Origin of the sequence: Acinetobacter sp. CIP 64.7, assembly GCF_000369745.1 — a bacterium.
Taxonomy (GTDB): domain Bacteria; phylum Pseudomonadota; class Gammaproteobacteria; order Pseudomonadales; family Moraxellaceae; genus Acinetobacter; species Acinetobacter fasciculus.
The window spans coordinates 770012-787723 of sequence record NZ_KB850179.1 but is presented as its reverse complement, the minus strand read 5'-3'; the positions used below and the strand labels follow the sequence as shown (position 1 = coordinate 787723).

The following is a 17712-nucleotide window of genomic DNA, read 5'->3' as shown; positions in this document are numbered from 1 at the left end:
AAATTCAAAATGCGGACATAAAAAAGCCTTCATCAAAGAAGGCTTTTTCGAGGTAAATCAGTAACAGAATTTGGTGTTAATTGGATGACATCGCCACTTTAATTTTTTCCATGGCATTTTTTTCCAGCTGACGAATACGTTCCGCAGAAACATTATATTCCGCTGCAAGCTCATGCAGGGTCGATTTCTCGTCATCTAGCCAGCGACGCTGCAAGATATTACGTGAACGATCATCTAGCTGATCCATGGCTTCATGCAGGGCAGAGGTGCTTTGCTCCTCATAGTCTTCATTTTCAATCAGACGAGCCGGGTCATAACGATTATCTTCAAGATATAACGCTGGTGCCACATGGGTGGAACCTTCATCATCGTCATCGCTTGATGCATCAAAAGCCGCATCATACGCCGTCAGACGGCCTTCCATTTCCAGTACTTGTTCTGGTGTGACATTTAAATCATTGGCAATAGACTGTGCTTCTGCGAGCGTCAACTTTTTCGATGATTTCTTCAGGCTTCGCAGATTAAAGAACAGTTTACGTTGCGCTTTAGTGGTGGCGATTTTCACAATACGCCAGTTACGGATCACATATTCGTGAATTTCCGCCTTGATCCAGTGCACGGCAAATGACACCAGACGTACGCCCATATTCGGGTCAAAACGTTTTACAGCTTTCATCAGGCCCAGGTTGCCTTCCTGAATCAGGTCGCCTTGTGGCAAACCATAACCTGCATAACTACGCGCAATATGTACTACAAAACGCAAATGCGACATGACCAGCATTTTCGCTGCATCTAAATCTTGGTCATAATAATAGCGTTCAGCCAACTCTTTTTCTTGTTCGGCCGTTAAAATCGGAATCTGATTGACAGTGCTGATATAAGCACCGAGGTTGACACCTGGCGCCGATAATGACAGGGGCATTAACTGATTGCGGCTGTCACTCATGTGTTCTCCTTGAAGTGCGGGATAACCCTAAACTAGGTTTTATCTTAATCCAATCTCTCCGCAAATAATGGATATTTGGGTAGAGAAATGTAAAAAAGTATACGAAAGTGAAGATCAACAGTTTAATTGAAAATTTTTAAGATTCAATTAAGTAGTGAAACTCTGTATCAGAAATTTTTTTAAATTCAAGCTTGAGCTGATGCAGCTGACAATAGCGGCTGACATCTGTCTGGCTATGCGGATCAGATGATTTCAGCAGGAATGTTTTCTGATTTCCGGCCTTTAGTGCGCGCTTTAACATTAATAGCGGCATCGGGCACGGTTTTCCCATAGCGTCTATAAGGCTGAATTGCGCTGGATATTCGGACATTGCGGTTTTATTTAGATGGCAGAAAAGGCTATAAATAGTAGCAAATATGATGCCAGAACCAAACTGGTTTCAGAAAAAGAAGATCTAAATGACTTTATAAAGTCTTTTGACAATTTTCATGAAAAAAATAACTAAATCAAACAGAACATGCTAAAAAAAATCTATTAATTGTGATAAACCCATGTTAAGCTCGTTGCGTATTTGGGACTTTGAATAAACAAAGTGATTGTTTTTCACCCTATTACATAAATGGATGTAACCGGGATTTTGTTGATAGTTTTACAGAATGATTACAAGCTTAAAAATAATATTTTCAAACTTGTTTGCTCTGCTGTTTGCAACACCGGGTGGTCCTTCTTTTAGTTTCAATGAGGATTAACTTATGACAGCTGCTCGCGAACAAGGCGTAGTTAAGTGGTTTAACGATACTAAAGGCTTCGGCTTTATTCAACGTAACGGCGGTGATGACGTATTTGTTCATTTCCGTGCTATCCAAGGTGACGGTCACCGTTCACTTCGTGACGGCCAACGTGTTGAATTCAGTGTTGTTAAAGGCCAAAAAGGCTTTCAAGCTGAAGAAGTTCAACCATTAGACTAATCTTCGGATTAAGCTAAAAAGAAAACGCTCCAATATAACTTGGGGCGTTTTTTGTTTATACTATCCCTATCTTAGTGATTACCCAATTAGAGCACCGCTTTATGTCATCTGGTTTTGAAACCTTAAATTTACATCCCAATCTAAAAAAAGCGATTGATGCTTTAGGCTTTACCACCATGACGCCTATCCAGCAGAAGGTTTTGAAATTCACGCTGGCAGGACATGATGCCATTGGCCGTGCACAGACAGGTACAGGCAAAACTGCTGCCTTTTTAATTAGTATCATGAATGATCTCTTAAATAATCCGATTCAGGAACAACGCTATCGTGGTGAGCCACGTGCGCTGATTTTGGCACCGACCCGTGAACTGGCGTTACAGATCGAAAGCGATGCACAGGATCTGGCGAAATATGCTGGTCTCAATGTGGTGACCTTGCTGGGTGGTGTGGATTTTGACAAGCAAAAGAACCAGCTTAATAAAGCGCCTGTCGATATTATGGTGGCTACACCGGGTCGTTTGATCGATTTTGTAGAACAAAAAGAAGTCTGGCTGGATCAGATTGAATTTTTGGTCATTGATGAAGCCGACCGCTTACTAGATATGGGCTTTATTCCTTCAGTAAAGCGCATTGTGCGTTTCTCGCCGCGTAAAGAACAACGTCAGACTTTAATGTTCTCTGCAACTTTCAGCTACGATGTGCTGAATCTTGCACAACAATGGTTATTTGAACCGGTCACAGTTGAAATTGAACCGGAAAAGAAAACCAATGCCGATGTCGAGCAACGGGTTTATATGGTCGCCAAGGCGGACAAATATAAATTGTTGCAAGAAATCTTGCGTGATGAGCCGATTGAAAAAGTCATGATTTTTGCCAACCGTCGTGATCAGGTGCGCAAACTTTATGACCATTTAAAACGTGATGGCTATAAAGTAGTGATGCTGTCTGGCGAGATTGCTCAGGACAAACGCCTTAAAATGCTGGATCAGTTCAAAAATGGTAAACATAACATCATGATTGCAACGGATGTGGCAGGTCGTGGCATCCATGTTGATGGTGTATCGCATGTGGTGAACTTCACCTTGCCGGAACAGTCGGATGATTATGTGCATCGTATTGGTCGTACCGGTCGTGCGGGAACCAGTGGTGTGAGTATCAGTTTCCTTGCAGAAGATGATGCGTTCTATCTGCCAGAAATTGAAAAAGCCATTGGTCAAAAATTGCCTTTGACCCGTCTGGAAGGTTATTGTTAATCCAGACCATCGAAAAACCGCTCTTGAAGAGCGGTTTTTTATTGCGCTATGGTTTATTAGCTTATTTGGCCTGACAGCGGAATGTAAGAACCGTCTGATAATCATCATTTTGGTTTAAACCGGTATTGGTACCTGCGATATTCCCGAGAACGGTAGCTGCTGCCTGGATCATCTGACCTGTTTGTTCATCGACCACGCCTTTTAAAGCGCCGTTATAAGCTGTCTTTTCATCCACAATAATTGGGGTTGATCGAGAGCCACAGGCTTTATTGGCCGCAGTAATCGCATTGTTTTTCGAGGTCAGTTGATTTTTACCTAATCCGGTCACCTCATACTGGTTATTTTCCTTTTGAACGGCCAAAGCAGTCGGGTTTGAGGCACAGGCAGTAAGCAGTAATGCGGAAATAGCCAATCCGCTGAAAGTGATTGTTTTTTTCATCATGAAATCTCAAGTAAATACGATGCTGAATATTTCAACACAGCAAGCAGCGCAGATTTTGTAGCTGTTGTATAGGTTTGGCAATTTTTGGTATAGCTCTATGTGACTTAGGTGAAAAATAGAGCAGTACGGGATTGAAAAACCAAGCAAGTTTATTTTTAAGTGGTGATGAGCTGGCTGAATCGCTATGAAGTTTCTAGCGTATTTTTCTTTGAATATGCTAATCTTGAGTATAGTTTTTAAGTGTAGATATACAAGGCAATGACGGAATCTGCGATTGACATCGTTCATCAAAATATTCACCAACGACAATCGATTGGTCATCTGCTGGCACCGGCACCGAATGCAGAACAACTGGAAAAAGCCTTTCAGGCGGCATTAACTGCACCCGATCATCATCGGCTCAAGCCGACCACATTTGTGGTGGTTCCAGATAATCAGCGTGAAGCTTTTGGAGAGTTGCTGTCGCAGGCGCTCGTCGATTTGGGTGAAACTGAAACAGCGCAGATTGAGCGTGTTAAAAATCATCCATTTCGTGCGCCTTTATTGGTACTTGCCTTAACGCGTTTGCAGGATCATCCTAAAGTTCCTCATTTTGAGCAAATCCTTAGTTCAGGCGCAGCGATTCAGAATTTTCTGCTGTCACTTCAGGTTCAGGGTTTCTCAACCATGTGGCGTAGCGGTGCTGTAGTCGAGTCTGGCCTGTTTAAGCAGGCATTGGGAATTTCAAAAGACGATCTGGTCTCGGGTATTATTTATATTGGCACTGCCGCAAAAGCAATTCCAGCACGCACAGAGATTCGAACCGGTGATTTTGTCAGTTACTGGAACCAGAACAGCTAGTTTGCACGGTATAACAGGATATTAAAAAATAAGATGTCAGAATTAAATTTCTCAAAACTGGTAGAACCGGTTGCAGTTGATCATAAGACAGCTTTAAGAGTAACGGTATTGGGTGGGGGCAGCTTTGGTACTGCAATGGCCAATACTGCAGTGCGTAATGGTTGCAATACCATGATCTGGATTCGTGATGAAGCAGTTGCGGCAGATATTAATGCCACCCATATCAATAAACGCTATTTGCCAGATTTTAAGTTAGAAGAAAATCTGCTGGCGGTGTCAGACCTGGAACAGGCTGTGCGTGATCGCGATATTATTTTAGTCGCAATTCCGAGCCATTCTTTCCGGGATGTTTTGCAGCAAATCAAACCTTTTATTACATCGCAAGCCGTGATCTCGCTGACCAAGGGTATTGAAGCCAAAACCTTTAGTTTCATGAGCGATATTATTCGTGAAGTGTTGCCTGAAGTGCCTTATGGTGTGTTATCAGGACCGAATCTGGCCAAGGAAATTGTGGCAGGACAGCCGGCAGGAACCGTGATTGCCAGCCAGTCCGAGCTGGTGCGTTATGCCGTACAACAAGCCCTACATAGTGCCTTGTTCCGCGTATTTGCTAGTGATGATGTGCATGGGGTAGAACTCGGGGGCGCATTAAAAAATATCTATGCTGTCGCGATGGGCATGGCTGCTGCGTATAACGTGGGTGAAAATACCAAGAGTATGATCCTGACCCGTGCTTTGGCCGAAATGAGCCGTTTTGCAGTAAAACTCGGTGCTAATCCGCTGACTTTCCTTGGGCTTTCAGGTGTGGGTGATTTGTTCGCTACCTGTAGCAGCCCTCTTAGCCGTAATTATCAGGTGGGTTATGCGCTTGGTAAAGGTAAAACCTTGGAGCAGGCAACGACTGAGTTGGGGCAAACGGCAGAAGGGATTAATACCATTGTACAGGTCAAGGCACGTTCGGAAGAGCTCGATGTGTATATGCCGATTACCTCGGCCTTGTATGATGTGATTTTTGAAGGTGCGCCGCCACTCAATATTGCATTGTCATTGATGAAAAACGGTCATCGCAGTGATGTTGAATTTGTCTTGCCACATCATCAAGTCTGATCTATAACACAGGGACTGTCTGCGAATTGTCATATTCGCTGCTTATCATGCAGGCAAAAGAATATAAGGAAATCAAATGCAACTGACTTTAGTTCGACATGGCGAGGCCGCGCCACCGGTCAATGGTAATGACACCAAGCGACCTTTAACGGAGCGTGGTCATCAACAGGCTGAGCAAACTGCACAGTTCTTAAAGGATCTGATTAAGCCTGAAGTCTTTGTGGTCAGTCCGTTATTGCGTGCGCAGGAAACTCTGGCACATTTGCAGCAGTATTTTAAAGATGTGCCGGTGGTGATCTGTAATACCATCAAACCGGATGATGATGCCAAAGTTGCAGTAGAATGGTTGTCGCAACTGCCTTATGAGTCGATTGCAGTGGTGTGTCATATGAATGTGGTGGCACATATGTCTTCCATTCTGCTGGCTGAATCTTTTCATCCCTATGCATTGGCAGAGACACGTATTTATGATCAGGCGGTGATTGCCCCGGGTTTATCCACACAGATAAAAAGCTTTATTCCTACACTATAAAAAATTAATTAAAACGGCAGAACACAATCAATGTTGTATTTATGGATGCCAGAAGCCAATGGGGTTTGGCAATGGTCAACTGGGGAGTTCTGGAACACTGCGCACACACTTGAGCAGCTGATTCAGGATATACAAGCTCATCATGGCGAAGAGGCAGTGGTATTTTTCCCGAGCCGTCATGTGCAAATTTTGCAGCAGACCTTGCCCAAGAGCCAATATAAGAAAATGGGCAATGATGGCATTAAATATTTGCTCGAAGAATATGTGGTGCTGCCGGTAGATGCCATGAAAGTGCTGCATCATTTTCAACAGCCGGATCAGATCAGCATTATAGGAATTGCGAATTCTACGCTTGAGACCTTGCAACATGCTTTAAGCCTGATCCCGGTCAAGCTAGCAGCTTTGTTGCCGGACTTTTTGGTGCTGCCGATTCCTGAGGCCAACCAGCGTGTGATTGCTCAAATTGGTGGGCGTTTGCTGGTGCGCGAGTCGGAATATATCGGTCAGTCGCTAGATGATCTGAGCCTTTATCTGGATTATCAGCCCAAGGACCTCAGCTATAAGGTGAGCAACCTGAATCAGGAGCAGTTGCGTAGTCTTGAAGCACTGGTCACTCAGGAGCAACTGGAGTCTTTCCAATATGGAATTCCTGTACTGAAAAAACCGAAACAGCATCCGTTTAATGTCTTGCCTAAAGCAAAATCCGATGGTGCTATTTCCGGCTACTGGAAAGCCTGCGCGGCAGTTTTTCTGGGTATTTTGGTGTTGCAGTTTAGTTATGATGCTATGCGCTGGTATCAATATAAGAAAGTGGCGAATCAGACTGCTGCGCAAGCCATTGACCAGTTTAAATACTGGTTTGGACAAAATTATCCGGTCACTGAGCAGAATATCAAAAGTCAGTTTGAAGGGCAGTTGCGTCAAAGCCAGATTGCAGATACGCATGCATTACAGCTGATTAGTCGGGTGGGGCCTGTCTTGATGCAAAATCAGATTGTGGCACAACGGGTGAATTATGATGCTTCTGTGCTAAGTATGGAACTTAAAGCCAATTCATCAGAAACGTTAAATGCACTGACCACACAATTAAGCCAGCAAGGCTTTAAGGTGGAGCTGGGGAATATTCAGGCCAGCGGAACAGCTGCGATCGGACTGGTGAGGATTCAATAATGAAAGGCATTGAAGCGCTACAAAATCGTATGGATCAGTCTTTTGAAAAACTGAGTGATTATCTGGACAGCTTGTCGGTACGTGAACGGGTAATGGTGATTTTTACCACTGTTTTTGTGATTGTGGCGGCAGTCGGTTCTGCACTCTGGTATATGCATCAGGCGGCAGATACCCAGCAAAAACGCTTAAATCAGCTGAAAGATACCATTGTTTGGATGCAAAGTAATGCAGTAACCATGAAACCGGCTGGGGACACCCAACTGGATGCAGCGGAGAAAGTACAGCGAGTCGCACAGCAGCAAGGATTGTCGGTGGCTTCCCAGCAAATGGAAGGAAAAATTCAATTGGCGGTCATGCATGAAAATTATGCAGTACTGGCAAATTTCCTGACTCAGCTGGCACAAATGGGGCTAAGTATCGAGAAAATGGAACTAAATAATGAGGCAGGACAGATTAAATTAACGGCGACCATACAATAAACGGTAAAAATAAAGATTTGCAAAGCATGGTTTTTTTGTCAGCCTATGCCTATAATATGCCGACTTAAAAAGCAGTAGACTTTTCTGGATATGTTGTATTCTCTAGCCCGCCCTTTGTTGTTTTCTTTAGCACCAGAGCGTGCACATGAGCTGACATTATCACTATTGAAATCATCCCATAAAATGGGCTTGATGCGTCAAAATGTTGCTGCGAAACCTGTGACCTGTATGGGAATCGAATTTCCCAATCCGGTAGGTCTTGCGGCAGGTTTGGACAAAAATGGTGCCTATATTGACGCCCTTGCCGGTCAAGGTTTTGGTTTTATTGAAATTGGTACCATTACCCCGCGACCGCAAGCCGGCAATCCTCATCCGCGTTTATTCCGTTTGCCACAGGCCAAAGCCATTATTAACCGTATGGGCTTTAATAATGATGGCGTGGATCAGCTGGTTGAAAATGTCAAAGCGGCCAAATTTAAAGGTATTCTCGGTATTAATATCGGTAAAAACGCTGATACTCCGGTAGAAAAAGCAGTAGATGATTACCTCATCTGTTTAGAAAAAGTCTATAATTATGCTTCTTATATTACCGTCAATATTTCTTCTCCCAATACCAAAAACCTGCGCAGCCTGCAAAGTGGTGATGCACTCACCGAACTGCTGGAAACATTGAAGAAGCGTCAGCTTGAATTGGCTCAGGAATACCAGCATTATGTACCTTTGGTACTCAAAGTGGCGCCTGATCTGGATAACAGCGATATTGCCTTTATTGCCAAACAGTTATTGCAATTCAAGATCGATGGTCTGATCGTGACCAATACCACACTGTCACGTGAAGGGGTAGAGGGTCTGGAGCATGCAGAGGAAGCGGGCGGTTTGTCTGGCGCGCCAGTATTTGAGAAAAGTACCGCATGTCTGGCTGCATTTGCTGCGGTATTAAAAGGACAAATTCCATTGATTGGTGTGGGTGGTATTCTTTCAGGTGCAGATGCTGTTTCCAAGAAACAGGCAGGCGCCAGCCTTGTACAGGTTTATAGTGGCCTCATCTATACTGGACCTAAACTTGTAAAAGATTGTGTAGACGCACTTTAAATCCTATGAATGCCATTGATATCTTTCTACTGATTATCTTGCTCATTGGAGGGCTCAACGGTTTGCGTCAAGGATTTATTAAAGCCTTTGCGAACTTAGTGGGATGGATCTTTGCCCTGATTGTTGCGGCAAAATATTCAACGCTACTTGCGCCGTCTATGGTTGCTCTGAGTACAGATCCAGTTGTACAAAAGATTGCGGCCTTCGCCTTTATCGTCCTGCTGATTGTAGTTCTGACCTGGATCGTTACTGCACTGTTGAACCGTATTTTAAAGAGTCTTAAACTGGGTCCTCTCAACCGTCTGGCTGGTGGTGTCTTTGGTAGCCTGAAAGGTTTGCTCATTGTCCTGATTACCATGCAGGGGATTGGTCCGTGGGTAGAAAGCTCGCCGCACTGGAAACAGTCCAAGTTTATTCAAGCCTTATTGCCTTATGCGCCTTGGGCGACTCAAATGTCGAAAGAAGCCGCGAATGGCGCACTACAACATATCAAGCCTGAAGGGGCATCGAAACCTTCAGCTTCATCATCTGAAACATCGTCCAAGTCTGGAGTTGCAGATGAGTCTACAAATAATCCTTTTTATTAATCCTAGCTTGTCTGCGAGGTTGCTATGTGTGGAGTAGTTGGTATAGCTGGTAAATCACCCGTTAACCAAATGTTGTTTGATGCATTAACGATGTTACAACATCGTGGACAAGATGCAGCTGGGATCGTGACATGTGATGAAGGACGTTTATTCCTGCGCAAAGACAATGGTATGGTACGTGATGTATTCCATACCCGTCATATGCGTGCTTTGAAAGGAAATTACGGTATTGGTCATGTGCGTTATCCAACAGCCGGTTCATCGAGCAGTGCTGAAGCACAGCCGTTTTATGTGAACTCGCCGTACGGGATTACCTTGGCACATAATGGTAACCTGACCAATGCCGAAGAAATTCATGATGACCTGTTCAAAACTGACTTGCGTCATATGAACACTGATTCTGATTCGGAAGTCCTGCTAAACGTGTTGGCGCATGAATTGCAAAAACATGGCAAATTGGTACCAACGTCAGAAGATATTTTCCATGCGGTAACACGTGTGCATGAGCGTTGTAAAGGTGCTTATGGCGTAGTGGCGATGATTACCGGTCAAGGGCTGGTGGGCTTCCGTGATCCAAATGGTATTCGTCCACTGATCTACGGTTCACGTGAAACTGAACAGGGTATGGAATATATCATTGCTTCTGAGTCGGTTGCGATTACTGCACTGGGCTTTAAAGTTGAGCGTGATATTTTGCCTGGTGAAGCGGTATTTATTGATTTAGAAGGTAATTTTTTTACCAAGCAATGTGCGGCGAATGCTGAATACCGTCCTTGTATTTTTGAATATGTTTATTTTGCCCGTCCAGATGCCATCATTGATGGAATCTCGGTGTATAAAGCACGTTTGAAAATGGGTGAGAAGCTGGCGCAAAAAATTCTGCGTGAGTGGGGTGAAGAGCATGATATTGATGTGGTGATTCCGATTCCGGATACTTCACGTACTTCAGCGCTAGAACTTGCCAATATGTTGGGCGTGAAATTCCGTGAAGGTTTCATGAAAAACCGTTATATCGGCCGGACCTTCATTATGCCTGGTCAGCAGCTGCGTAAAAAATCGGTACGTCAAAAACTGAACCCGGTTGAGCTTGAGTTTAAAGGTAAAAACGTACTGTTGGTGGATGACTCGATTGTCCGTGGTACGACCTGTAATGAAATTATCCAGATGGCTCGTGATTCTGGTGCGAAAAAAGTATTCTTCGCTTCTGCAGCACCGATGGTGAAATATCCAAACGTTTACGGTATTGATATGCCGGCGAAATCTGAGCTGATTGCATCGGAACGTAGCGTGGAAGAAATCCGTGAAATTATTGGTGCTGACCGTCTGATTTTCCAGGATCTGGAAGATTTGAAAGATGCGGTAAGAACCACCAAAGTACCGGATGTCAAAGACTTTGATTGTTCAGTCTTTGATGGCATCTATGTTTCGGGCGGTATTGATGCGCAATATCTGGATGATCTTCAGCAAAAACGTAGTGACAGTGCCATGAAAGAAAGCAATTATATTGATGTCAATATTGATGCAGCTTCAGTGGATTTGACTGGCGTACGCGAAGTCTAAGTAGTTAAAATCATCATGAAAAAGCGGGAATTTCCCGCTTTTTTGTTTTATGATGAGCCCATTGAAAATCATCATTTTAGGATTCTGCATTGCGAAACGTAGGATACGATTTTATAAAAAACAAAAATATAGTACTGCCTGTAAGTTTTTGCCTGATTGCAATTCTGTTGACTATTTTTATTATTAATACCGTTGTTGGTCTCTTTGTTTTTTATACTGATCCTAGCCAGTCAATCTTCTGGCATGCGCTGAGTCCTTACCTGATTGCTTTGTTGTTATGTGCCATGATGATCTCGGTCATCTACGAGTTTTATATTTTTCGGAATGGTGGTTATTCACTGGCGAAGCAGTTGGGTGCGCGTCGGTTGAGTCCGATGGACAGTATTCCAGAAGAAAGTGCTGCACTGCACATTAACCAGCAGCTGGCAGAGACTTTTCTGATTGATGTTCCGGCGGTATATGTGCTGCCCGATGAAGTTGGTGTCAATGCATTGACGGCAGGTTTTAGTCCGCGGGATACCGCAATTATCCTGACTTGGGGTGCGATACAAACACTGGATAAAGTCGAGCTGTATGGCTTGCTCAGCCATGAATTCAATAAAATTCTCTCTGGTGAAGCTGCGGAAAATACCCGCCTGAAAATCCTGTATAGCAGTTTAACCACGTTTAGTCAGTGTGGCAGTAAGATTGCCAAGTCCGGTTTTTATCGAGCGGGTAGTCCGCGTGAAAACAAGTTTGAAACTTTCTATGTTGCAGTCGGTGCGGTGATCTGGCTGATTGGTAGTTTGGGTGTTTTGATTTCCCGTTTTATTAAATATATTTCACTGGGTGGTCGGACCTATAAAAATGATCGAAAGACCCGACGCCTAATTCAAAATGATGCCAATATTCAGACTTTACTCAGAATCCATGTGCATCATTCTGGCTCCCAGATTTATAGTGAATATGCTGAATCCATTTCACATATGTGCTTTGCCAATTCCTTGAGCCCACAAAACTGGCTGAATATTCATCCCCATATCAATCAGCGGATTTATGAATTAAATCCTGCCTTGATTCAGGACTTACAGCTTGAGAATCTGAAAAAACTCAAAAATCAGCCTTTGTTTAGTTTGTTCCGTTCTTTAGAAGAAGTGGTGCCTGAAACTGCAATGAGCTGGAGCTCGCCACAACCTTTGCCATTATTGCGGCTGTCTCCGATCAGTTTTGCGATTAAAGATGCGATCAAACCACTGAATCCGGAACTTCGGCTCAAGATGCCACGTCCGGAACTGATTGAGCGTGCATTACAAACGGCAACCGGTTCTCGTGAAGTGATGGTCGCCATTTTAATGATTCGTCAATATCGTGAATTTATTCCGACTGAGGCTGAAGTCAGCCGTGCCATTGTAGATTCATTGCTCAATCTGGACGGGCGGGTGCATATTTCGATTTTTCAGCAAGCCTGCAAGAATATTGGTGGCATGCCGACAACTGTCGCACGGCAGTTTTTGATGAAGCTGGCACGGATCATTCAGGAAGATGGCGAAATTGGCCTGTTGGATGCATTATTACTGGAATGTGTGAAATATGAGTTAAATCTGCTTCCTGCACATACTCCTACAGCACTCGATGAGGTCAAGCCACAGATTGTGCGTTTGATCGACGCCTTGCTGCATGTACAGCAGATTAATAGCGGCAACCAGCTTGAGGTGCGGGAGCGGATTTTAAACCGGATTCTGACCGCTCAGGAACTGGACTTATATAATGAAATTTCTGATGAGCCGATTGATCTAGCAGAAATCCTGAATGATATTGCGGGGCTATTATTGCGTGATCGCCTCAGTATTTTAGGTATTGCAGAGGCCTGTTTGTGGAGTGATCGTATCGTGACACAGGATGAGTTGGACGTGATGGAGCTGTTGTATTGGCGCTTGGGTTTTGAGGCAGAACAGGTCGTTCAGCAAATGTTAAAGAAGAACAGTTTAACCATTCTGTAGAAAATAAATGACAACGCGCAGCTTTAGCCGGAATCTGTTATAACAGCAGGAATGGTTTAATTGTGTATTAAAAGCACGGTTTTTAGCAGACAGCTAAACTTTGTACTAGAATCCATCAGGATAAAAAAGAAAAGCTGAAAAAGTTCGGCAAAGCACAGGCAATCCGGCTAAAATGTTCAGCCTGAAATTGGTGATGATGAAAAGATGATTGGGCATCAGCGTGACATACTGGCAACATTAGGAATCGATCTCTGGATTCCTAGGGACAGCGCATGTCAGCCGCACCAGGTTTCGATCTGGCGTGATCAGGCTGCACCTGAATTTCACACCGATATCGTCTTACCACAGCCTGCTTCCGTAGAGGCGTTGGCTGATCTACCGATTCCTGAGTCTGAGCCAAGCGCTGCACTTAAGGTTGATACACCACCTGCGGCACCGACTCACATTGCACCTGTTCAGGAACAGCGTGAAATCGTACAAATCCCGCCATTCAGTTTGCAGGCTTTAAGTCTGGCACATTGCAGTATCGTGATTGATGCAACTGCAATGACCGAAGACACCCAGAATTTATGGGGCAATATCCAGCGTGCAGTCCCAGGTGAGTTTCATGAGCTGAACTGGCCATTTCCCTGGGCCAATGTTCAGGATGGACATGGTGTAGAATCCTATATTCAGGGTTTTCTGGATGGAATGAGTGCAGAGAAAAATATTATTTTCCTCGGGCCTGTAGCGCATATATCAAATACGAAAATGATCCAGTTGGCATCTTTACAAGAAATGCTGGATCAGCCGATTCTAAAAAAACGTTTATGGCAGTTTATGCAAAATAGGACTGCCAGTCTGGGATAATCTTGCTGTGGAATAAAAATAGATGAAACAAAAAGTGGTTGTATTTAGTCAAATTGATACTGATATTCAAAACAAGCTGGAACAAAATTATCAGGTTAGTTATATACAACCGAAGCTAGGCGATGTGAATCAACAGCTTTTGCAGCAGGTTCAGGATGCTGATGGCATGATTGGCGCAGGGCGCTTGTTGAATCGCGATAATCTGGCCAGTGTCACCCGGTTAAAAATTATCTCCAGTGTCAGTGTCGGTTATGACAACTATGAACTGGATTATTTAAATGAAAAGAAAATTTATCTCAGTCATACGTCGCATGTACTGACTGAAACCACTGCTGACCTGGCTTTCACTTTACTGATGTCAGCAGCACGCAAAGTGGCTTACTTGGATCAATGGACCAAGCAGGGACAATGGCAGCGTACCGTGGGCGAAGCACAATTTGGTATGGATATTTTTGGAAAAACCCTCGGAATTATTGGTCTCGGTCATATTGGAGCTGCAATCGCACGTCGTGGTTTTTACGGTTTTAATATGAATATTCTGTATCATAATCGTCGGGAAAAACCAGAACTTGCTCAAGGGTTGAATGCGAAATATTGCCAGCTTGAGGAACTGTTACAGCGTTCTGACTTTGTGGTCGTTGCAGTAGATTTGAATGCGGATTCTAAGGCGCTGATTGCGACAGCGGAATTGGCTAAAATGCAATCCCATGCAGTATTGGTCAATATTTCACGTGGCTCGGTCATTGATGAACAGGCATTAATTTCAGCTTTAAAAGCCAAGCAGGTTTTTGCTGCCGGTCTGGATGTGTATCAGAAAGAGCCGTTAAAGGAATCGGAATTATTCCAGTTGGATAATGTGGTTACATTGCCACATGTGGGTTCGGCCACTGCAGCCACCCGTAAAAAAATGGCAGAACTGGCTTATCAGAATCTTGTTGATGCCTTGGAAGGACGAGTGCCCCGTTATGTGGTCAATCCGGAATTTTAAAATGCATCTGATTCGTCGTTTAAATGGTATTAAAAAATAACATTTTCTTGCGTCTCTGCTCATTGTTCAATGCTATATTCAAGATAAATTAGATCGGCAGGATTAGAGATTTTTCATTGAAACGATTGGCGCTGGCGTGTGGCTTAAGTCTGTATATGGTAGCAGGGCACGGCTCTAACCATGATTTTAATCAAGTAAATGTACAATTTTCTGTGCCTGATATTGGTACAGGCGTCGGCTTACTCGATCAACAAAAAGAAAAAATGATCGGTGAAAAAGTCTATCGTGAAGTGCATAAACAAATGCCAGTCATGCAGAATCCATGGCTTGAAGATCAACTGCTTTCGGTATTTTCTCATATACTGAGTCAAACTCAGTTACAACAGCCGATCGGTTTGCTGGTGATTAATGATCCGCAAATTAATGCTTTCGCCGTACCGGGTGGCCTCTTTGCACTTAATGCTGGTCTGATTAATTCAGCCCGAAACATGGATGAAGTGGCAGGAGTGATGGCGCATGAAATTGCACATGTCACACAACGTCATTACAGTCGTTCTCAGGATGCATTTAAAGGCCAAGGTTTACTGGCGCTAGCCGGAATTCTCGTCGGTGCTTTGGTCGCTTCTCAGGCAGATGGTGATGTCGGCACAGCGGTCATGATGGGTTCACAGGCAGTACTTCTAGATAAACAGCTCACCTATAGTCGTAATCAGGAGCGCGAAGCAGACCGGATCGGGATGCAGTATATGTACCGTTCTGGCTATAACCCGCATAGCATGGCAGACTTCTTTGAGGTCATGCATCGCTCGACCAGCCGATTGAGCTTTCTGCCAGATTTCTGGTTCACTCATCCACTCACCACAGAGCGTATGAGTGAAGCGCGTTTACGTGCCAACCAGCTTCCTGCGGTGAAACGCAATCTCAATGATCAAGACTTTGAAATTATCAAGTGGTATAGCAGGGTATTGTCTGGTCAGACCAATGCAGAGCAGCTTATCCTGATGGACCGGCAAAATAATTTTGCAGGCCAGCTTGCCTTAACTGCCTATCAAATACAGCAAAGTGATTTCCAGGCCGCGCAGGCCACTTTAGATCGAGCAAAAAAGCATAACCAGATGCATCCTTTACAGGTTTTATTCCAGACTGATATTTATTTAGCTCAGAACCAGCTTGATGCAGCTTTGGAAAGTGTAGCGTCAGCAGCGCGGATCATGCCGGAAAATCGAGCGCTCAATTATAAATATGCAGAAGTGCTGATTCGCGCCAAGCAACCCGATAAAGCAAAAGTTTTAGTGCAGCGATTTCTAAATGCCAATTCACGGGATGTCAGTGGCTGGCGACTAATGCAACTGGCTGCCAATGCAGAGCCAGATTCGCCGATTAAGGCTGCTAATGTGCTGCGCTATCGTGCAGAAGTAGAATACTGGTCAGGATATGAAGAAACTGCCATCAAATCATTATTACATGCACAGCGTAGCGTAAAGAATAATCAATCTTTATCGTCCACCATTCGCCAGCGTCTGAAGCAGATGCAGCAGGCACATCAATATAAGATTTAAAGCTGAACTGGGTTTTAAGTTTTTGTATCAGGATGATATAGCAAGAATATATTCAATCAGGCTACAATATTTTTGAAAGATCAGCGTGAATCAAATTGAAGCATAATATGAAAAAAATACTATTGGGCGTGTGTCTACTGGGGTGGAGTTATGGGGTTTTTGCTGCGAGTGCAGTTGAATATGTGGAAACGATAGAACGAATTAATGCGGATTATAAAAAGGAATCGCGTCAGTTTTTAAGTGGTTTAAATCCGCAGCAACAGGGATTTAGTCCTGAGCAGAATGCAAAATTTTGTGGAATTGTAGGACGCTATGTTGATCGTTTATATCAAGCCGCTGACCAGAATCGTGCTTATCTAGATCGTCAGTTTCAAAATATGAGTAAACAGGATGTAATTGTAGAAGTGAAATCGTCTAAAGAGATGCAATTACTTAAGCGTTATCAGGTCGATTGTAATTTGCAATGAGAATACGTCAGGAACTGTCTTTGATTAAAGGCAGTTCAACGTTAAAGAGGAAATGCTAGAGAGTATGGATTAAGCAAGTTGCGCTTTGATTTTGGCGGAAACTTGTGCAGGATCGGCGCGCCCGGCTATGAGCGGACGCAGAGAATTCATCACCTTACCCATATCTTTCATGCTAGTAGCTTGTTGCGCTGCAATAGCTTGCGCAATCATGGAATCAAGTTCTTCCTCAGTCATAGCTTCTGGTAGAAACTGAGACAAAATCTCAATTTCGGCTTGTTCCTTACTAGCTAAATCATCTCGGCCAGCGCCTGCAAAGGCTTTAACCGATTCTTTACGTTGTTTAATTTGTTTTTCAATGACCGCAAGAACCTGAGCGTCGTCAAGTTCTTTGCGCTCATCGACTTCGATTTGCTTAATTGCTGCCTGTAGACTACGAATGACCGTCAGCTTGGACATTTCTTTGGCACGCATTGTTGCTTTCAAAACATCCGTGATTTGGTCTTTTAAAGTCGTCATTATTTATTCCAGGCAATCAATCACAAATTAATCTTAGTAAAGGCGAGTTGTACGTACTGATTCACGCGCCAATTTCTTTTGGTAGCGTTTAACAGCAGCAGCTTTTTTGCGCTTACGTTCTTGAGTTGGTTTCTCGTAGAATTCACGCTTACGTACGTCAGCAAGAACACCCGCTTTTTCGCATGAACGTTTGAAACGACGGATAGCTACGTCTACTGGTTCGCCTTCTTTCAATTTAACTTGTGGCATGAAGAATCCTCATATCAGTTAGGGTAAGATCTCGGGCTGAATTGCCCTCAATCACAAGTGAAGGTCAGCATTTTACTCATTTACATCTCATACCACAAGTCTATAATAGTTGCTGCAATAGAATTGATA

The 17712-nt window shown here is 43.8% G+C and carries 20 protein-coding genes; 15 read left to right on the top strand and 5 right to left on the bottom strand.

Annotation, left to right across the window (positions count from 1 at the left end):
• Positions 1 to 76: 76 nt before the first annotated feature.
• Together rpoH and F890_RS10215 are read right to left on the bottom strand one after the other, a co-directional pair.
• Positions 77 to 946, bottom strand: coding sequence for an RNA polymerase sigma factor RpoH (rpoH, locus tag F890_RS10220; RefSeq protein WP_004280101.1), 870 nt, complete (start codon positions 944 to 946; stop codon positions 77 to 79).
• Positions 947 to 1082: 136 nt separating this feature from the next.
• Entirely contained in the window at positions 1083 to 1316 is a 234-nt protein-coding gene (locus tag F890_RS10215; RefSeq protein ID WP_004280100.1) for a sulfurtransferase TusA family protein, read from the bottom strand.
• A 382-nt stretch (positions 1317 to 1698) separates the two neighbouring features.
• On the opposite strand from F890_RS10215, the gene F890_RS10210 reads away from it, so the two are divergent.
• A complete protein-coding gene (locus F890_RS10210) occupies positions 1699 to 1914 on the top strand; it encodes a cold-shock protein (RefSeq protein WP_004280099.1) in 216 nt (71 codons plus the stop codon).
• 101 nt (positions 1915 to 2015) lie between these two features.
• A complete protein-coding gene (rhlB, locus tag F890_RS10205; RefSeq protein WP_004280098.1) occupies positions 2016 to 3167 on the top strand; it encodes an ATP-dependent RNA helicase RhlB in 1152 nt (383 codons plus the stop codon).
• Positions 3168 to 3228: 61 nt separating this feature from the next.
• Here rhlB and F890_RS10200 read toward each other — a convergent pair whose 3' ends face one another.
• Positions 3229 to 3609 (bottom strand): hypothetical protein, encoded by a 381-nt coding sequence (locus F890_RS10200; protein WP_005246748.1) that lies wholly within the window; start codon positions 3607 to 3609, stop codon positions 3229 to 3231.
• Between the two features lie 258 nt (positions 3610 to 3867).
• On the opposite strand from F890_RS10200, the gene F890_RS10195 reads away from it, so the two are divergent.
• From F890_RS10195 to F890_RS10135, 13 genes are all read left to right on the top strand, one after another.
• The gene (locus F890_RS10195; RefSeq protein WP_004280095.1) at positions 3868 to 4449 is read left to right on the top strand and encodes a nitroreductase family protein; all 582 of its coding nucleotides are present in this window, start codon (positions 3868 to 3870) and stop codon (positions 4447 to 4449) included.
• A gap of 33 nt (positions 4450 to 4482) precedes the next feature.
• A complete protein-coding gene (locus tag F890_RS10190; RefSeq protein WP_004280094.1) occupies positions 4483 to 5556 on the top strand; it encodes an NAD(P)H-dependent glycerol-3-phosphate dehydrogenase in 1074 nt (357 codons plus the stop codon).
• A 76-nt stretch (positions 5557 to 5632) separates the two neighbouring features.
• Positions 5633 to 6088, top strand: coding sequence for a phosphoglycerate mutase family protein (locus F890_RS10185; protein ID WP_004280092.1), 456 nt, complete (start codon positions 5633 to 5635; stop codon positions 6086 to 6088).
• Positions 6089 to 6118: 30 nt separating this feature from the next.
• A complete protein-coding gene (gene gspL / locus F890_RS10180) occupies positions 6119 to 7258 on the top strand; it encodes a type II secretion system protein GspL (RefSeq protein ID WP_004280090.1) in 1140 nt (379 codons plus the stop codon).
• Entirely contained in the window at positions 7258 to 7737 is a 480-nt protein-coding gene (gene gspM, locus F890_RS10175) for a type II secretion system protein GspM (RefSeq protein WP_004280088.1), read from the top strand. The genes gspL and gspM overlap by 1 nt, the downstream gene beginning before the upstream one ends.
• 90 nt (positions 7738 to 7827) lie before the next feature.
• Complete coding sequence (locus F890_RS10170) at positions 7828 to 8829, top strand: quinone-dependent dihydroorotate dehydrogenase (protein WP_004280086.1); 1002 nt, start codon at positions 7828 to 7830, stop codon at positions 8827 to 8829.
• 5 nt (positions 8830 to 8834) lie between these two features.
• The gene (locus F890_RS10165; RefSeq protein ID WP_004280084.1) at positions 8835 to 9416 is read left to right on the top strand and encodes a CvpA family protein; all 582 of its coding nucleotides are present in this window, start codon (positions 8835 to 8837) and stop codon (positions 9414 to 9416) included.
• 24 nt (positions 9417 to 9440) lie between these two features.
• Positions 9441 to 10976, top strand: coding sequence for an amidophosphoribosyltransferase (purF, locus tag F890_RS10160; protein WP_004280083.1), 1536 nt, complete (start codon positions 9441 to 9443; stop codon positions 10974 to 10976).
• Between the two features lie 89 nt (positions 10977 to 11065).
• The gene (locus tag F890_RS10155; RefSeq protein WP_004280081.1) at positions 11066 to 12955 is read left to right on the top strand and encodes a M48 family metalloprotease; all 1890 of its coding nucleotides are present in this window, start codon (positions 11066 to 11068) and stop codon (positions 12953 to 12955) included.
• Between the two features lie 204 nt (positions 12956 to 13159).
• On the top strand, positions 13160 to 13804 hold the full coding sequence (locus tag F890_RS10150; RefSeq protein ID WP_005266773.1) for a hypothetical protein: 645 nt from the start codon (positions 13160 to 13162) through the stop codon (positions 13802 to 13804).
• A gap of 22 nt (positions 13805 to 13826) precedes the next feature.
• A complete protein-coding gene (locus tag F890_RS10145) occupies positions 13827 to 14792 on the top strand; it encodes a 2-hydroxyacid dehydrogenase (RefSeq protein WP_004280079.1) in 966 nt (321 codons plus the stop codon).
• 116 nt (positions 14793 to 14908) lie between these two features.
• Positions 14909 to 16351 (top strand): M48 family metalloprotease, encoded by a 1443-nt coding sequence (locus F890_RS10140; RefSeq protein ID WP_004280078.1) that lies wholly within the window; start codon positions 14909 to 14911, stop codon positions 16349 to 16351.
• 107 nt (positions 16352 to 16458) lie between these two features.
• On the top strand, positions 16459 to 16818 hold the full coding sequence (locus tag F890_RS10135; protein ID WP_004280077.1) for a hypothetical protein: 360 nt from the start codon (positions 16459 to 16461) through the stop codon (positions 16816 to 16818).
• A 69-nt stretch (positions 16819 to 16887) separates the two neighbouring features.
• On the opposite strand, the gene F890_RS10130 is transcribed toward F890_RS10135, so the two are convergent.
• A complete protein-coding gene (locus F890_RS10130; protein ID WP_004280076.1) occupies positions 16888 to 17334 on the bottom strand; it encodes a GatB/YqeY domain-containing protein in 447 nt (148 codons plus the stop codon).
• Positions 17335 to 17367: 33 nt separating this feature from the next.
• On the bottom strand, positions 17368 to 17583 hold the full coding sequence (gene rpsU / locus F890_RS10125) for a 30S ribosomal protein S21 (protein WP_001136722.1): 216 nt from the start codon (positions 17581 to 17583) through the stop codon (positions 17368 to 17370).
• Between the last annotated feature and the right edge of the window lie 129 nt (positions 17584 to 17712).

What these genes read in the sequence shown, in the direction of transcription:
- F890_RS10210 (WP_004280099.1), top strand. Translation starts at nt 1,699, where the DNA reads ATGACAGCTGCTCGCGAACAAGGCGTAGTTAAGTGGTTTAACGATACT.
- F890_RS10165 (WP_004280084.1), top strand. Translation starts at nt 8,835, where the DNA reads ATGAATGCCATTGATATCTTTCTACTGATTATCTTGCTCATTGGAGGG.
- F890_RS10150 (WP_005266773.1), top strand. Translation starts at nt 13,160, where the DNA reads ATGATTGGGCATCAGCGTGACATACTGGCAACATTAGGAATCGATCTC.
- F890_RS10200 (WP_005246748.1), bottom strand. Translation starts at nt 3,609, where the DNA reads ATGATGAAAAAAACAATCACTTTCAGCGGATTGGCTATTTCCGCATTA.
- gspM (WP_004280088.1), top strand. Translation starts at nt 7,258, where the DNA reads ATGAAAGGCATTGAAGCGCTACAAAATCGTATGGATCAGTCTTTTGAA.
- F890_RS10170 (WP_004280086.1), top strand. Translation starts at nt 7,828, where the DNA reads ATGTTGTATTCTCTAGCCCGCCCTTTGTTGTTTTCTTTAGCACCAGAG.
- F890_RS10145 (WP_004280079.1), top strand. Translation starts at nt 13,827, where the DNA reads ATGAAACAAAAAGTGGTTGTATTTAGTCAAATTGATACTGATATTCAA.
- rhlB (WP_004280098.1), top strand. Translation starts at nt 2,016, where the DNA reads ATGTCATCTGGTTTTGAAACCTTAAATTTACATCCCAATCTAAAAAAA.
- F890_RS10130 (WP_004280076.1), bottom strand. Translation starts at nt 17,334, where the DNA reads ATGACGACTTTAAAAGACCAAATCACGGATGTTTTGAAAGCAACAATG.
- rpoH (WP_004280101.1), bottom strand. Translation starts at nt 946, where the DNA reads ATGAGTGACAGCCGCAATCAGTTAATGCCCCTGTCATTATCGGCGCCA.
- F890_RS10195 (WP_004280095.1), top strand. Translation starts at nt 3,868, where the DNA reads ATGACGGAATCTGCGATTGACATCGTTCATCAAAATATTCACCAACGA.
- rpsU (WP_001136722.1), bottom strand. Translation starts at nt 17,583, where the DNA reads ATGCCACAAGTTAAATTGAAAGAAGGCGAACCAGTAGACGTAGCTATC.
- F890_RS10215 (WP_004280100.1), bottom strand. Translation starts at nt 1,316, where the DNA reads ATGTCCGAATATCCAGCGCAATTCAGCCTTATAGACGCTATGGGAAAA.
- F890_RS10190 (WP_004280094.1), top strand. Translation starts at nt 4,483, where the DNA reads ATGTCAGAATTAAATTTCTCAAAACTGGTAGAACCGGTTGCAGTTGAT.
- F890_RS10185 (WP_004280092.1), top strand. Translation starts at nt 5,633, where the DNA reads ATGCAACTGACTTTAGTTCGACATGGCGAGGCCGCGCCACCGGTCAAT.
- purF (WP_004280083.1), top strand. Translation starts at nt 9,441, where the DNA reads ATGTGTGGAGTAGTTGGTATAGCTGGTAAATCACCCGTTAACCAAATG.
- gspL (WP_004280090.1), top strand. Translation starts at nt 6,119, where the DNA reads ATGTTGTATTTATGGATGCCAGAAGCCAATGGGGTTTGGCAATGGTCA.
- F890_RS10135 (WP_004280077.1), top strand. Translation starts at nt 16,459, where the DNA reads ATGAAAAAAATACTATTGGGCGTGTGTCTACTGGGGTGGAGTTATGGG.